The organism is Streptomyces sp. NRRL F-5650, from assembly GCF_000721365.1.
GTDB lineage: Bacteria > Actinomycetota > Actinomycetes > Streptomycetales > Streptomycetaceae > Streptomyces > Streptomyces ardesiacus.
In genome coordinates this window covers 138,136-152,241 of record NZ_JOGV01000007.1, presented here as the reverse complement: position 1 = coordinate 152,241, position 14,106 = coordinate 138,136, and the positions used below count along the sequence as shown (strand labels likewise).

Annotated in this window: 11 protein-coding genes and 3 pseudogenes; 8 read left to right on the top strand and 6 right to left on the bottom strand. The window is 67.8% G+C overall.

Annotated elements, in window-relative coordinates; all coding sequences use genetic code 11:
• The first annotated feature begins 187 nt into the window (after nucleotides 1–187).
• The 3 genes from IG88_RS43745 to IG88_RS0109630 all read left to right on the top strand — a co-directional run bounded on the left by IG88_RS43745 (nucleotide 188) and on the right by IG88_RS0109630 (nucleotide 2,568).
• Nucleotides 188–610 carry a hypothetical protein gene (locus IG88_RS43745; RefSeq protein ID WP_031037469.1) on the top strand — a complete coding sequence of 141 codons (423 nt, stop codon included), beginning with the start codon at nucleotides 188–190 and terminating at the stop codon, nucleotides 608–610.
• 60 nt (nucleotides 611–670) lie between these two features.
• Entirely contained in the window at nucleotides 671–1,618 is a 948-nt protein-coding gene (locus IG88_RS0109635; protein WP_031037466.1) for an ornithine cyclodeaminase family protein, read from the top strand.
• A gap of 179 nt (nucleotides 1,619–1,797) precedes the next feature.
• Nucleotides 1,798–2,568: a transposase family protein gene (locus IG88_RS0109630; RefSeq protein ID WP_234332098.1), complete on the top strand. Its 771-nt coding sequence runs from the start codon at nucleotides 1,798–1,800 to the stop codon at nucleotides 2,566–2,568.
• A gap of 444 nt (nucleotides 2,569–3,012) precedes the next feature.
• Here IG88_RS0109630 and IG88_RS44210 read toward each other — a convergent pair whose 3' ends face one another.
• Together IG88_RS44210 and IG88_RS0109620 are read right to left on the bottom strand one after the other, a co-directional pair.
• Entirely contained in the window at nucleotides 3,013–3,405 is a 393-nt protein-coding gene (locus tag IG88_RS44210; RefSeq protein WP_234332096.1) for an aminoglycoside phosphotransferase family protein, read from the bottom strand.
• Between the two features lie 345 nt (nucleotides 3,406–3,750).
• On the bottom strand, nucleotides 3,751–5,235 hold the full coding sequence (locus tag IG88_RS0109620) for an NF041680 family putative transposase (RefSeq protein WP_031037460.1): 1,485 nt from the start codon (nucleotides 5,233–5,235) through the stop codon (nucleotides 3,751–3,753).
• A gap of 687 nt (nucleotides 5,236–5,922) precedes the next feature.
• On the opposite strand from IG88_RS0109620, the gene IG88_RS0109615 reads away from it, so the two are divergent.
• Together IG88_RS0109615 and IG88_RS44205 are read left to right on the top strand one after the other, a co-directional pair.
• Nucleotides 5,923–6,753, top strand: a complete 831-nt coding sequence (locus IG88_RS0109615) for a M55 family metallopeptidase (protein ID WP_031037458.1) — start codon at nucleotides 5,923–5,925, stop codon at nucleotides 6,751–6,753.
• A 410-nt stretch (nucleotides 6,754–7,163) separates the two neighbouring features.
• Nucleotides 7,164–7,916, top strand: coding sequence for a DUF6192 family protein (locus IG88_RS44205; protein WP_234332095.1), 753 nt, complete (start codon nucleotides 7,164–7,166; stop codon nucleotides 7,914–7,916).
• A gap of 130 nt (nucleotides 7,917–8,046) precedes the next feature.
• Here IG88_RS44205 and IG88_RS42465 read toward each other — a convergent pair.
• Nucleotides 8,047–8,240, bottom strand: a pseudogene (locus tag IG88_RS42465) (transposase); the annotation flags it as partial.
• A 634-nt stretch (nucleotides 8,241–8,874) separates the two neighbouring features.
• Nucleotides 8,875–9,018: a hypothetical protein gene (locus IG88_RS43310; RefSeq protein ID WP_158853869.1), complete on the bottom strand. Its 144-nt coding sequence runs from the start codon at nucleotides 9,016–9,018 to the stop codon at nucleotides 8,875–8,877.
• A gap of 300 nt (nucleotides 9,019–9,318) precedes the next feature.
• Between IG88_RS43310 and IG88_RS38515 the strand changes: the two genes are divergently transcribed.
• The gene (locus IG88_RS38515; RefSeq protein ID WP_224222560.1) at nucleotides 9,319–9,576 is read left to right on the top strand and encodes a hypothetical protein; all 258 of its coding nucleotides are present in this window, start codon (nucleotides 9,319–9,321) and stop codon (nucleotides 9,574–9,576) included.
• Between the two features lie 149 nt (nucleotides 9,577–9,725).
• Nucleotides 9,726–10,567 (top strand): annotated as a pseudogene (locus IG88_RS41030) (IS5 family transposase).
• On the opposite strand, the gene IG88_RS0109585 reads toward IG88_RS41030, so the two are convergent.
• Both IG88_RS0109585 and IG88_RS41025 read right to left on the bottom strand, forming a co-directional pair.
• Nucleotides 10,488–11,285 (bottom strand): patatin-like phospholipase family protein, encoded by a 798-nt coding sequence (locus IG88_RS0109585; RefSeq protein ID WP_031037449.1) that lies wholly within the window; start codon nucleotides 11,283–11,285, stop codon nucleotides 10,488–10,490. The pseudogene IG88_RS41030 and the gene IG88_RS0109585 overlap by 80 nt on opposite strands.
• 112 nt (nucleotides 11,286–11,397) lie before the next feature.
• Nucleotides 11,398–12,270, bottom strand: a pseudogene (locus IG88_RS41025) (IS630 family transposase).
• A gap of 102 nt (nucleotides 12,271–12,372) precedes the next feature.
• Here IG88_RS41025 and IG88_RS0109575 point away from each other — a divergent pair.
• Complete coding sequence (locus IG88_RS0109575; RefSeq protein ID WP_031037447.1) at nucleotides 12,373–13,896, top strand: glycoside hydrolase family 43 protein; 1,524 nt, start codon at nucleotides 12,373–12,375, stop codon at nucleotides 13,894–13,896.
• Nucleotides 13,897–14,106: the final 210 nt, after the last annotated feature.

Here is a 14,106-nt window from a genome sequence, read left to right as displayed (position 1 = left end):
GCAGCTACGGCAGGACAACAGTGAGCCTCCGCCAACCTGAAACCCCAGGTCAAAGGGCTGGTGTGACTGCTCATTGGAGTGCTCGCGCTGGTCGTGGGCGGCAGCCTGCGGAGTGGATCTTTTGGCCGATCGGTCGATTTGCCGGTTCCGACTCGCTGCGGCCGAACAGTCTTCTACGATCCGGTGCATGCTGGATCCAGAGCTGCTGGAACAGACCACCGCGCGGCGGGCAGAATTGGACGAGGTGCGGGCCGAGCGGGACGAACTCGCCGTCGCCGGAAGGGTTCTTGAGCGGATGGGCGAGCAGCTCGCCGACGAGCGTGCCACAGCCGTGCCGGCCCCTGGGCAGGTGGGCGGACAAGGGGTGATGCTGATCCCGCACCGCGCACCAGGTGTGGAGGACGCTGCGCTCCCGACGGATTACCAGCGCATCCTTGCCGCCGTAGGACAGGCTGCCGGACCACTCATGGCCCGACAGGGCGGCGAAGTGGTGGGTGTGGACGTCAGCGTGCGGGCCAAGCTGGAACCGCTTCGAGGGAAGCTGGTCAGACTGGCCGACCGCGGCCGGCTCCGCAAACTGCCCGACGGCCGGTTCACGACCCGCCTGTGACCAGGCGTGCTGCCGTCCCCTGCACCGACCGCAGCGGAATGGCGTGAGATTCTGACGCGCATGACCCGGATCTTGACCCGCACGGACCTGTTGGAACTGCTGAACCCATCAGATTGTATTCAGGTACTGCGAGAAGGGTTTGCCGCCTCTGTGCAGAGTCTTCTGCCAGGTCAGCGGGTGCGCACCGACCTTCCCTTCCCTGGCACCGCGACGGCCCTGCTGCCCGGGCTGCTTCCCGGGACAGCTGCCTACACAGTCAAGGTCAACGCGAAGTTTCCCGGCGCGACCCCGTCCCTCCGGGGCGTGATCTGCCTCCACAGCGGTACCGACGGCGAATTGCTGGCCTTGATCGACTCCGCCACCATCACGGCTTGGCGCACCGGCCTTGCCGCGGCTCTGGCCACCGATTTGATCGCCCGACCGGCCGACGACGGTGCCCATACGGTCGGCGTGATCGGAGCCGGAGCCCAGGCCGAACTCACCGTCCGTGGACTTCGCACGCTGCGCTCATGGGACCGGCTCGTCGTCCACGACACCGACGCGCAGCGGGCGGCTGCCTTCGCGCAGCGGCACAGTGGCACCGTGGCGTCCACGCCGACGGAGGTAGCCGCCGCGGCGGACGTGGTAGTGCTGGCCACCTGGTCGCGCGAGCCCCTGCTATATCTGGAGGACCTACTGCCCGGACAGCACTTGACCACGCTCGGTGCCGACGAACCCGGAAAGCAGGAAGTCGCCCCCGAAGTTCTCCTTTCCGCCCGCCTGATCGTCGACGACGCCACACTCGTCGCAGCGCACGGCGCCCTCGCCAACGCCAGGTTGCCCTCCTCTACGGCTGCCGCCTCCCTCGGAGCGGTCATCCGCGGTGAGGCCCTCGCCCGCTCCCACAACCAAGAAATCACCGCTTATGCCCCGGTCGGCCTGCCCTGGCAAGACCTGGCCCTGTGCTGGCTGGCCTTGCAGCGGGCGGATGCAGTGGGGGCAGGAGCAACCCTCGATCTCCTGTCATGACCCACTGCCGGGATCACCGCATGCGAAAGCGGGAAGATCAACCAAGTCCGAATTCATAAGGCCACGACGCCCACCGCAGCGCAGTGCGGGCGTAACCGACGTTCCGCTGGCGGACGTTGGAGTTGTGTGACACGAACCAAAGAGCACACCTGTCCGCTTGTCTACCAGTGCCGTCTGCAGTGTCCACGAACACTGTCAACCACCTTGCCGGTCTGCTGCGGCGCCATCTGAAGGCGATACGGTCCAGGTTACGGATCCTGCCGCCTGGACGGATCGCGGTGATCGTCCTTGCCGTGCTGCGCCACGACCAGCGTCTGGCCGGCAGGGCCGGCGGCAACAACGTGTCCGAGTCCACCGTCCGCCGCTGGCGCGACGAGCTGATCGGACTGCTCGCCGCCCAGGCCCCGCGGCTGGACCGCGCCCTGAGGAAGGTCGCCAAGCAGGGCGGGGAGGTAGTCCTGATCGACGGCACCCTCATCCGCACCAGGCGCCGCACCGGCAAGACCGACCGGCGGAACTACTCCGGCAAGCACCGAAGCCATGGCCTTCACTTCCTCGCCATGACCGATGAGAACGGGCATCTGATCTGGATATCGGCTGCCCGGCCCGTCCGCACCCACGACAACACCGCCGCCCGCCACGATCAGATCCTGGCCCACCTGCGCGCCGCCGGCCTCGGGGCGCTGGCCGACCTCGGCTTCCGCGGCCTGGACAACGACATCCTCACCCCTGTGATCGTCACCAGCTATACCGCCAGCCGCACCCACAAGCTCACCCCGGGCGAGAAGGAAGCCAACCGAGTCCTCGCCGTCGGACGTGCACCGGTCGAGCACGGCTTCGCCGACCTCAAGAACTGGCGGATCCTCACGAAGCTCCGTACTGATCCCGTCCAAGCCACCCGACTTCTGCGCGCTCTGCTCGTCCTGACGAACCTCGAAGTCAACCGTTGACGGATGGTCTTCTCCGTGGGCTCCCACACACGCCCAGCACGAGTACCCGGAGGACCGGTCACACCAGCCCTTTGACCTGCGAGTTCAAGTTGGCGGCAACTCAGTGATGCACCCTTCCGCCGATTACCTGACGCGCTGTTGAGACGTGCAGGCGGCCTATTCAGGCGCCTGTACGCAGGTGGTAGCCGTCTGGTCCCCGCCGCGGAGTGGGGTTGAAGCCGACGTCCGGCCGAACCGAACTGCGCCAGATGATCAACTTCATGACCGGGATCGTCACCCGCACGCCGAGCGGATCCCCGGGAACTGGGGGTTCGCCTCGTCTCTCACACCATGCTGAACCAAGCCTCTGCAAGTGAAGGAAGAGATTCTTCGGCAGGTGCGGGCAGTTCTCTCATGTACCAGGGAAGGTTGCCGCACATGTGTACCAACGTGTAGGCCATCAGTTCATTGACACGGCTCGAAGCTGTTTCCGTACACCTCGGTGAGCCGAGCCAACAGGGCTGCATTTCCATAGGTGACGAACAGGCCGACACCGACGAGGTCGTAGGCGCGGTCACCAATCATCGCTTGTTCGAAGTCGAACAGCCCGGTCATGCGCCATCCGTCGGGATCGACCAGGAAGTGCTGCTGCATGACCTCGGTATGCAGCAGGGAAGGTTGTGGGGCCCGTGGCAACGGAGCAGACGCGAGGAAGTCCGGAATCTGTTCCAGCCAGGCCGCTGACAGTCCATGGACGCGCTGCCGTTCCACAGCCCCGGCTGTTCGGCGATCCAGAAAGGTGCCCCAGTCCTCGGGGCCGAGGGCGTCCCGCAGCGGTTCGGGACTGAGAGAGTGCAACGACGCTAGGGCCTAGCCGATCTCGACGACGAGCCGTTCACGATGCTCCTGGGGCACGTGCTCCCAGGAGTGGGCAAAGTTCTCGCCGCGTGGCCTGGACATCAGGATGTACTGCCAGCCGTTCTCATACGCACCGGCTGCCCGCACCACGGGGGTCAGCACAGGCAGTCGCCCCCGAAACATGAGCAAGGACACGGCCTTCGGCGGCGGAGCCCGCTGGGTAGCAGCCGTCGACCGCCGCTCCGACGCGGTGTTCTGCTCGCCACGGTGCGGGGTGAGGGCCTGGAGGCGCCGGAAGGAACCGTTCGGCGAACGGTCACAGTAACCACTGAGCTTGTTCTTTATCTACCAAGATCTTCCGGGCTTGCCGATGGCCTTGAGAGTTTCGGGGCGTTTGACGGTCTTGCCGACGTCGTAGCGGGGTGCCCGGTGTCTGTTCTTGACGCCGGGTGGCCGTCCAGGGCCGGAGCCTCGGGGTTTGGGAACACGGGCCGGGCAGGCGAGGTGAGCGCGGATGTTCCTGAACCCCCGGCGGACCCGGGCCGGGGTGAGCCGGTCGGATGCGGCGGGCTTCTCCCAGGGCCGGCGGAGGTCCGCCGCCAGAGGCCGGGCGAGCCGGAGCTGGGTATGAGCCACGATCACGATCCAGGTCCAACGGTCCGCGGCCTCGGGAGTACGGAGTTTCGGGGTGGTCCAGCCCAGGGTCTGCTTCGCGAACCGGAAGGTGTGTTCCAGGTCGAAGCGGCGGAGGAATGCCTGCCAGAAGCGGTCCACGTCGTCCGGGGTGGCACCGGTCTTGGAGGACCACAACCACACCGGCGGGGCATCCCGGTCCTTCGACAGATGCTCGACCTTCAGCCGCAGTAACGTCCCCTCGACCACTGGGAGTTCACCGTCGTGGTCGAGCCAGGAAGAGCGGTGGGTGAGCCGGGGGTGAACCCGGTCCCACGCCTGGGTCTCGGCCTTGCCGTAATTGGTGGTGTCGGTGACCGTGGTGATCGCGGGCTCGGGCCAGGTCTCCGGCTTCGTGAAGCGGAACTCCGGTCCGTGCTTGGTCGGGCGGCCGTTGACGCCGTGCTTCCGCGGCGGCTTCGGCAGCCGCATCACACGGTCGGAGCGGACCCGGCCCACCAGCTCGACCGGCAGGTCGCGTAGAACCCAGGCCAGGCGGGTGACGTCGTATCCGGCATCGCTCACGACCACAATGTGCGGGTCCCCGTCCTGCCACTGACCAGCGGCGATGAGCCGCTCAACCACTCCTCTCAGCTGGGCGGCGGTGACCGCGGTCGCGTCGTCGGCAGGTCCCAGCCGGACCGCGTCCAGGATCGCGGTCCAGGATGTGGCACCCGGCTCCAGCACTGCGACGAAGGAGTAGGGCCAGCCCGGAATGAACTGCGAGGCCGTCTTCGCACGCCCGTAGACGTGGCAGAACAGCCGATCCGCCGAGCACGGCGCGTCCGACCGGAGCCACGGCGACACATCGACCGCCAGGACCAGGCGCCCGCCGTCGAAACGCGGCAGTGACAGTCCGGCCAGCACGGCCCGCAGCCGGCCGACGTCGATCCGGCCGTGGTTCAGGCCGCCGCACATCGCTCCGTGCCCACGACGATGCTCGGGCAACAGCGTCAGGTCCACCGGGGACCTCACCGCACCGTCCGCACACAGCACGGCGTCGGCCAGTTCGAACAACTCATCCCGCCGGGCAGTCAGACACTCGTAAAACTCGCCCCGGAAGCGTGACGCTTCCACGAACGCTTCCCTCCGGACAGCCTCAGGCAGGCTCACCTCACGGCCTTCGTCGTGTTCACGTGCACCTTGGTCGGAGCACATGATCAGACGAAGGCCGCCCCCACGTCCGGTGAACCCTCAGGCGAGCGAATCCGTTCGAGGGACTGTTCGAGCTCGTGGCACCATGTACGGCATGACGACCAGCCGAAAGGTCCATGCCGCGTAGACGGCCAGGACGCATCCGGGCCAGTATCCCGGACCGACAGCAGTCACAGCACTCAAGGCCGGCCATCGACCGCCTCTCCTCGCGAGCGTTGGCCGAGATAGTTCGCCTTGAACGCACTCGGAACTATCTCCAGCCGGGTGACACCAGCGCGGCATTGCGCCTGTGGAAGGACTACGTCCACCGCCCCGCACGCGAACTCTGGCACGACGACGAGTTCGGCAACGTGCACTGGTACTGCTGCGGCAACCCTCTCGATGGCCGTGCCCTACTCGACGGCGTGATCCGAGCAATGTCACCTCGCGGAGCCCGCGAACTCCGAAAGCTCATCGAAGATCTGGACGCCTCCATGGGACCGTCTTACCCGGCCAGACCACCGAAGATAAAGAACAAGCTGAGAAGCTGCGTCTGAACCTTGCTGACACATCGAATATCACTTCAGTGCAGGTCGGGAGCTGGAAGAGCCGTATCGTCCAGGCCGAAAGTAATGGGTCGCAAGCTGGTGCCGGACCCAGAGGAGGAGCGGCGGACATCTCCTAAGCGATCAAGCTTGAGGAGACTGTGCAGTGCGGATCTACATCAGTGTGGATATGGAAGGCATCACCGGGCTCGTGGATGCCGAGGATGTCCAGCCCGGCGGCCGGGACTACGAGCGTGGACGGCTGATGATCGCGGAGGATGTCAACGCCGCCGTCCGCGGCGCCGTCGCAGCCGGTGCCACAGAGATCACCGTCAACGATGCACACGGTCCGATGCGCAACATCGTGCCCGAGTCGTTGCATCCGGCGGCCCGCCTCATCCGCGGCAAGCCCAAGCAGATGCTGATGCTCGAAGGTCTTGTCCCCGAGCACGACGCCGTGATCTGCGTCGGCTACCACTCGCGGGCCGGCGCGCTCGGCGTACTGAGCCACAGCTTCATGGGGCACGAGATCGAAGACATGTGGCTGGACGGCCGGCCCGTGGGCGAGATCGGCCTGGCCCACGCCACTGCGGCCGCCATCGGCGTTCCGGTGGCGGTCCTCACCGGTGACGACTGCGCATGCAACGAGATGACGGACTGGGACGCCTCGGTGACGACCGTGGCCGTGAAGTACGCGCGGAATCGGTTCGCGGCAGATCTACGACCAGCGGACGAAGCACGTGCGGAAATCGAGAAAGCGGTCGCTGCCAGACTCTCCACGGTGCCGAAGGTGTCAGCAGTCCCTGCGGACCTGTCCGTTCTCACAGTCCGCTGGCAGTCGGCCTCCGTCGCCTCCACGCTCCTGGGCATTCCCGGGGTCACCTTGGTAGACACACGGACCGTCCAGGCGCAGGGCACCCTGCCCAGCCTCTATCGGCTGTTCGGCGTGTGGACGCGAGTGGCCGCCTCGCTCACCAATCAGCCACCGTATTGCTGACTGTCGCGCACAACGGCTGGGCAGTCATCGGGACTCGTCCCACGGTGACCACTTGGGGGATGACAAGGCGCTCCGGCTGCGGCTGGTCGCCGTCAGAGCCAACGCCGGGCGGGCCGCGGTTGTGCCGGGGGTGCGGGATGCCGGTGATGCCGACGGCAGTCTACTGCTCTCCCGTCTGCCGCAAACGGGCCTGGCACACGCGGCGCGCGCAGGCGGACGGGGAATGAGCCCGCACGCCGCCGGGCTGCGGGACCGCTTCGGGCGCCGGGTCCGTACGCTCTTCCCGCCGGGGGCGAGGCGGTCGGATCGTGCGACATGGAGGGTTTACAGGGCGAGTTGACGGCACCGGTCGGGTGTCGTACCCGGAGGCTCGTAGGGGTGGTGTCCGGATGACCGGGATGGTCGGCAGTGTGACCGGGCAGCACTATGACGAGCTGGTGAAGCTGGGACGGCACCGGGTCGCGCAGATGAGCTCCGTCCAGTGGCGGCTGGGGGACGCGGCCGGGGAAATTGACCCGATGCGCGCCCCCGGCGGGGTGAACCCGCCGGGGAGCGAGGAGTTGTTCACCGTCAGCGAGGCCCTGCGGATGTTCGCCGAGGACGTCGGCCTCGCCTGCACGACGGTGCGGAACTACCGGTGGGTGGCCTCGCGCTGGCCGGAGGAGCACCGCCGCGCAGACGTCTCGCACACGATCCACAAGCTTCTCGCGTCGATCCCGGACGAGGAGGAGCGGTTCGAGGCGGTCGCCAGTCCTCCGGCCCATCCGCGCGGGGGTCCGACGCGGTGGACGCACGACAGCGCGAAGCGGATCGTGGGCTGGAAGGTGGATACCCCGAGAGCATCCAGGAAAAAGTGGACGCCATCCATGACCTGGCAGCGGACGACCAGGTCGGCCGCGTTCGTGCAGGACGCGGCGGGGCCGCTGCCGCAACTCGCGCGGATGGAGCACAACGCCCAGTTCATGGACCTGGTCGTGGCCTGCACGCAGTTCGTCGTTACCGCCGGGCGAATCGTGCCGAAGCTGCGCGGGACGCCGTTCGACGACCCCGAACGCGAGACGGTCCTGCACGGCCTTTCCAGGGTACGAGCGTCGGCCGACTGGATCGAGAACGCGTCACCCGCGGCGAGGTCGGCCTCGACGAGCGGCTCGCAAAGCTGCTGAAGGCTCTGAGGAGTAGCCGTGGGGCGGGGCGTTCCTGCTCACGTCCACGCCGCAGCGATCTTGTCCGCCCTCCTGGAGGCCCGTCCCGCCGGACTGACCCTCGTCCAGCTCATGGCGGCCACCGAGCGCACCCGAGCGCAGGACGATGCCCGGGCAGCAACGTCAGATCCACCAGGGACTTCACCGCCCCTGCGCACACGGCACAGCGCCGGTGAGTTCGAACAACTCGTCGCGCCGAGCGGTCAGACACCCGTAGAACTCGCCCCGGAAGCGCGACGCTTCCGCGAACGCTTCCCTCCGGACAGCATCAGGCAGCAGACTCACCCTCACGGCCTTCGTCTTGGTCACGCGCACCTTGGCCGGAGCACAGGATCAGACGAAGGCCGGGCCGCCCTCATGTCCGGCGAACCCCAGGTGAGCGACCCAGTTCGAGACACCCTTCGAGACCGGAAGAAAAGGAACAGGCTGAAGTGGGGCCCTCCCCGCGGGTACGGGGGTTGCTCCGCCACCTTACGCAGAAGGCCCTTGCCGATCTCGTCGTCCCCGCGTCTACGGGGTTGCCACCCTGGGCCTGCCGGTCATGGGGCAGGGAGGAATCCCGGCAGGCATTGGAGCCCCCAGCTACCTCCTGCTCTACCCAATGGACTGCGTCGGCTGCGGGTTCACGACGGCGGTCTGCCGGTGTTGCGCAGACCGCTCTGCCTCCTCCTGCCGGAGGGCACAGCGTGCCGTCGTCTGCCGGACCCGGAGGTTGGCGGACTGGGCGCGGTGGCTGGCGGCGAGCTGCTGGAACTCCCCAGCCCTGCGGGTCGCGGCTGACCTCGTCACACTCGCCTTTGTCGACGCTGCGGCTGTGCCAGGCGGCGGCGGAGCGCATCTCCAGGAGCCGCCCGGTGGCTGTGTCCGCGCGTTCGGGCACCGGCTGACCTGGGGTGATGGCCTCCCACCACGCGCGCAGCTACGCCAGCGGCAGGGCTGACTGATTGGGCGGGCGAGTTTTGCGGGCGGCAATGGCGTTCAGCTTGGCGCGGGCGGGCTCGGAGACTACGGGCAGGAACTCCGGCTCGCTGTCGTCGTCGAGGGGGGTGACGAACTCGTTCACCAGATCGCACGCGGTAGCAGCCCCGCTGGATTCAGACACATACGCCACCGGTACCGGCCATTTCTGTCGATTCCAATCCGATCCCCGCGGATGCCATGAGCAGATGAGCCTGGTCTCGGACGCCGAGCGGAACCCGCGGCGCCTGGGGCAAAAGTCCGAAACTGGGGGAATCAAATGGCTAAGAGAATCTTAAAACGTGGGGCCCTGATCGGTGCAGCGACTGCTGTGACGATCGGTTTCGCGGCGGCTCCGGCGTCGGCTGCGAACGTCGGTGTCGAGCTGCCCTACGATCGTGGCGAGATGAGGTTCATTGACGACGGGGACCGCTTCACGGTCTGCGACACCAGGGCCGACGGTCATGGCGTCACCGGATATCTAAGGGCCCTCAACCACCTCACCGGCAAGATCGTCACTCTCAAGAGCTGGGACGACGGCGGTGACAGCGGCTGCGACGGCGGCAATTTCGACGTCCGCGGCAACACCGCCCATGACATGGTGCTGTGCTGGAACGGCGGTGGCGCCTGCGTGGTCTCCCGAGTCTTCAAGGAGAACGAGTAAACCCGCAACCCGCAACCCGCAACCCGCAACACAACGAATACGGGCGAGCTGCTGTGCCGGGCTTGACGACGGCGATCTCGGCCACCGCAGCTAGGCCGTGTTTTGGAGAGTCGATCCTGTCCCTCGTTCCGCATTGTGATGATCTCGGTGTGGAGCGAGGGGATCTCTCTGACGAACAGTGGGCGGTGCTGGAGCCGTTGCTGCCGGTTGCGGTGTTGGGGCGGCCGCCGTTGGGTCGGCGGAGACTGATCGATGGGATTCGGTGGCGGGTGCGGACGGGGGCTTCGTGGAGGGATCTGCCGCAGGAGTACGGACCGTGGCAGACGGTCTACGGACTCTTCCGCCGCTGGCAGCGGGATGGCACCTGGTGCGAACTGCTGACCGGACTGCAGGTCCGGGCGGACGCGGCCGGGTTGATCACGTGGGAGGTCAACGTCGATTCCACGATCTGTCGGGCCCATCAGCACTCTGCGGGCGCCCGCCGTGACGGCCATGCCCAGAACGAGCCACCGGGCGGTACCCGCGCCGAACCCGAGGACCATGACTTGGGCCGGTACCGGGGAGGCTTCACCACGAAGATCCACTTCGAAAGCGGGGAATCCCCTGCACGATCCCGGAGCCTGCCGACCAGGCCGCCAACCGCAAACGGCGCGGGACGGCCGACGGGCGGCCTCCTGCCTTCGACCGCTAGGACTACAAAGCCCGGCACGCGGTCGAGTGCGGGATCAACCGGCTCAAGCGCAACCGGGCGGCCGCCACTCGGTTCGACAAAGTCGCGGTCCGCTTCCAAGCCACCGTTCTGATCGCTGCGTTCGGCGAGTGGCTACAGCCGTTCCCTCTGCGGGTGGCGCGGCTTCTCACCACACCAGCGCGACCTTGTCGGCCAGGGACTCGGCCTGGGCTCGGCCGGCTTATGCTGCGGCCTTGCGGCGCTGGGGATCGTAGGGGTTGGGGCCGATGGCTTCGACGCTCTGTTCGCCCGGCACGATGAGACATACCTCGGCCTGCTCGGCCAAGGCTTCGGCATCCGCGGCAGCACCGGGAATCTGTCCGTAGCCGTCCGGCATCGGCGCCAGGATGACGATCTTGTCGTGGCCGGCGGCCAGGCGTGCGTTGGTGGTGGAGACCATGCCGCCGTCCACCCAGGAACGGCCCAAGAAGTGTTCGAGAGGCCAGACGCCGGGGACCGCACCGCTGGCGGAAACAGCGTCGGTCAGCGAGACGCCCGCGTGCTCGTCGAACAGATGCAGCTCGCCCGTATCGGCGTCGATCGCGGTGACCTTCAAGCTGGCGGGCCAGTCGGTGGTGACCAGACGTGAGGCGACGACTTGCCGTCGGGTGGCTGAGGACACGGGCTCGGGGTTCGCCTTGGAGATGCGTCCCATCGCCGCGCCGACCTTGTGCGGATCGTCGCCGCCCTCGGCGAGGGCCGCCCACCAGGCGGCCATCGTGGCCTCTGATGCCTTGGCGTCCACCTCGTTTTCGTCCGGGGCCAGTTGGGAGGCGAAGAGGCGCTCCAGGTCGTAGCCGCTGGCGACGGCGGTTCCGACGAAGGAACCCGCCGAGGTTCCGATCACCGAGGCGGCTCTGCTCCAGTCGATGCCCCGGGAGCTGAGTCCTGCAAGGACGCCGACTTCCCAGGCGATGCCTGTCACGCCTCCCCCGCCGAGTACGAGAGCTCGCGAAGGGGGCTGGGTGGGATGTGCCATGGGACGGCTCCTCGCTCCTCGCTTGATCGAGATACTCAGAATCCATTCCATGATCCTCTCTTCATGAGTACATCGCACGATGAGGGCGACGGCGCGCTCCGCATACGACGAGCTACTTCCCAAACAAGGCCCAGTGATCTGAGTCAGAGATTCGTCGGCAGTAGGCGGCGATTTTGTCAAGGATCTCGTCGGCGGTCTTCGTCCAGACGAAGGGCCTGGGGTGCTCGTTCCAGTCGGCGAGCCAGGACCGGATGTCTCGTTCGAGGGCTTGTTCTTGATCTCTGCCGCTCGGTGGCGGCGGTGCGGGGAGCCGATGACCTTGCCGGTGGCGACTTCAAGGGCGGCGACGAGCGTCTTGTGCCGGCCCGGACGTAGTCGTGACTGCGGCGTTCAGGAATGCCTGGCATTATCGGCAGGACCGGCTGAGACCGGTCCAATGCCTGGATCTGCGACTTCCCGTCCACGCGGAGCACCAAGACCTTCTCCGGCGGATCGAGGAAGAGGCCGACGACGTCGCGGACCTTGTCGATGAACAGCGGGTCGGTGGACAGCTTGTACGTTTGTCAGCGGTGCGGGGCCAGGGCGAACGCCCGCCAGATCCGCGAGATCGTCGACTGCGACATTCCCGTGGCGGCCGCCATCGATCTGGTCCACCAGCGGGTGGCGTTCTTCGGGGTTTTTCGAGCGTCTTGACGATGACGCGCTCGACGTCCGCGTCGGTGATCTTCCGCGGGACGCCGGGCCGCGGGTCGTCACACAGGCCGTCCAGCCCTCGTTCCAGGAAGCGGCGCCGCCAGGTGCGGACCGTGTCCGGAGTGACCCGTAACCGGCGGGACACCTCCATGATCGAGTGTCCCTCGGCGCACTCCAGCACGATCCGCGACCGCTGGGCAAGAGCCTGGGCCGTCGTCCGACGACGCACCCAGCCCACCACCCGGACGCCGACGGCGCCGCAGCTCTGTGGTGAACTCCGCCGGAAGGTCAGGCACCTGCGCCGCCGTTCCCCGCCTGGGTCCCCTGGGCGTGGCGGGTGAGCTCGTTAGACTCCCGGAACCCGGCGGTTCGAAGGGAAGGCGCTCCCGTGCGCATGTATGACAATCCGGTGATCAGTGGTTTCCATCCAGACCCGAGCGTATGCCGGGTCGGTGACGACTACTACCTGGTCTGCTCCAGCTTCGAGTACTTTCCCGGGCTTCCGCTCTTCCACAGCAAGGACCTCGTGCACTGGGAGCAGATCGGCAACGTGCTCGACCGGCCGGGGCAACTGCCGCTCCCCATCCCCGGCGCCAAGGCGTCCGGAGGCCTCTACGCCCCGACGATCCGTCACCACGACGGCCGCTACTGGGTCATCAACACCAACATCGACGGCGGCGGCAACTTCATCGTCTGGGCCGAGCGGCCGGAAGGGCCGTGGAGCGACCCCGTGTGGATCGACCTGCCCGGGATCGATCCCGACCTGGCATGGGAGGAGGACGGCACCTGTTGGTCTGCCTTCTCCGGCCCCGAAGGGGGCATCAACATGGCCAGGATCGACCCAGCAAGGGGCGAGGTGCTGGAGAAGCCCTTCGCCACGTGGTCGGGCAGCGGTCTCAAGTTCCCCGAGGCGCCGCACCTCTACCGCATCGGCGACTGGTGGTACCTGCTGATCGCGGAAGGCGGCACGGAGCGCGGCCACAGCGTGTCCGTGGCCCGCAGCCGCTCGCCACGCGGCCCCTGGGAAGGCGCACCCGCCAACCCCCTGCTGTCCCACAGCGGCACCGCCCGCCCCATCCAGAACACGGGCCACGCCGACCTGGTCGAGGCTCCCGACGGCACTTGGTGGATGGTGCTGCTCGGTGTCCGCCCCCGCGGCTTCACGCCCGACGTGCACGTACTCGGCCGCGAGACGTTCCTGACCCCGGTGGAGTGGGACCGGGACGGATGGCCCGCCCCCGCACCTGTACCAGTGACGCATGCGGCCCCAGGCGGTGCCTGGCACCCCCTGCCGCCCCCGCCCTCCCGTGACGACTTCGACGCGCCCGCCCTCGCACCGCGCTGGATTTCACCGTTCGCCCGCCAGGAAAGCTCCTGGTCGCTCACGGAACGGCCCGGCTGGCTGCTCCTCAGGGCCACCGGCCCCACCCTCGACCGCCCCGGGTACACGTTCGTCGGGCGGCGCCAGCAGCAACACGACTGCCGCGTCACCGCCCTGATCGACCCGGACGCAGGACGCGGCGGTCTCTGCGTACGCCTCGACGAGGCCCACCACTACGAGGTGGAGGCCGGGGACGGGGAAGTCCGTGTCGCCGCCCGGATCGGGCCGCTGCGCCAGACCGTCGCCCGCCGGCCGGTCCCGGCCGGGCCACTGCGCCTCACCGTGACGATCCGGACGGCGGGCCTCGTCCCCGCGTCCGCCGAACTCACCGACGGCGGGACCACGGGGCCGGACACCATCGCCTTCTGGTCCGACGATCCTGACTCCCCGGACACTCGGCCGCTCGCCGAACTGGACGGGCGCTACCTGTCCACCGAGGTCGCCTGCGGCTTCACCGGACGTGTCATCGGCATGTACGCCACCGAGGGCACGGTCGCCTTCGACTGGTTCGAGTACACCCCGCCACCGTCCGTGTGAACACCCTGCACGGCCCGCGGTCTGCTGCGACGTCGGCGGACCGGCCCGCCCCTCCCGTCAGCGACCCGGCGTGGTGTCGGACTCCCGACGGAAGGGGTGGGGGGCGCGTCCTGGCGGCGCGGATCCCACAGGGTCCGAGGCGCACTCCCCCGCCTTCGGCGTGCAGGCGGCGGGCCCCGTGGCGCTCCGCCCGGGCGTGGCCCTGCCCGC

Bases quoted from the DNA above. Each gene is read 5' to 3' on its own strand.
- IG88_RS0109585 (WP_031037449.1), bottom strand. From the start codon at position 11,285: ATGGCACATCCCACCCAGCCCCCTTCGCGAGCTCTCGTACTCGGCGGG.
- IG88_RS0109620 (WP_031037460.1), bottom strand. From the start codon at position 5,235: ATGTGCTCCGACCAAGGTGCACGTGAACACGACGAAGGCCGTGAGGTG.
- IG88_RS38515 (WP_224222560.1), top strand. From the start codon at position 9,319: ATGAGGTTCATTGACGACGGGGACCGCTTCACGGTCTGCGACACCAGG.
- IG88_RS0109575 (WP_031037447.1), top strand. From the start codon at position 12,373: ATGTATGACAATCCGGTGATCAGTGGTTTCCATCCAGACCCGAGCGTA.
- IG88_RS43745 (WP_031037469.1), top strand. From the start codon at position 188: ATGCTGGATCCAGAGCTGCTGGAACAGACCACCGCGCGGCGGGCAGAA.
- IG88_RS0109635 (WP_031037466.1), top strand. From the start codon at position 671: ATGACCCGGATCTTGACCCGCACGGACCTGTTGGAACTGCTGAACCCA.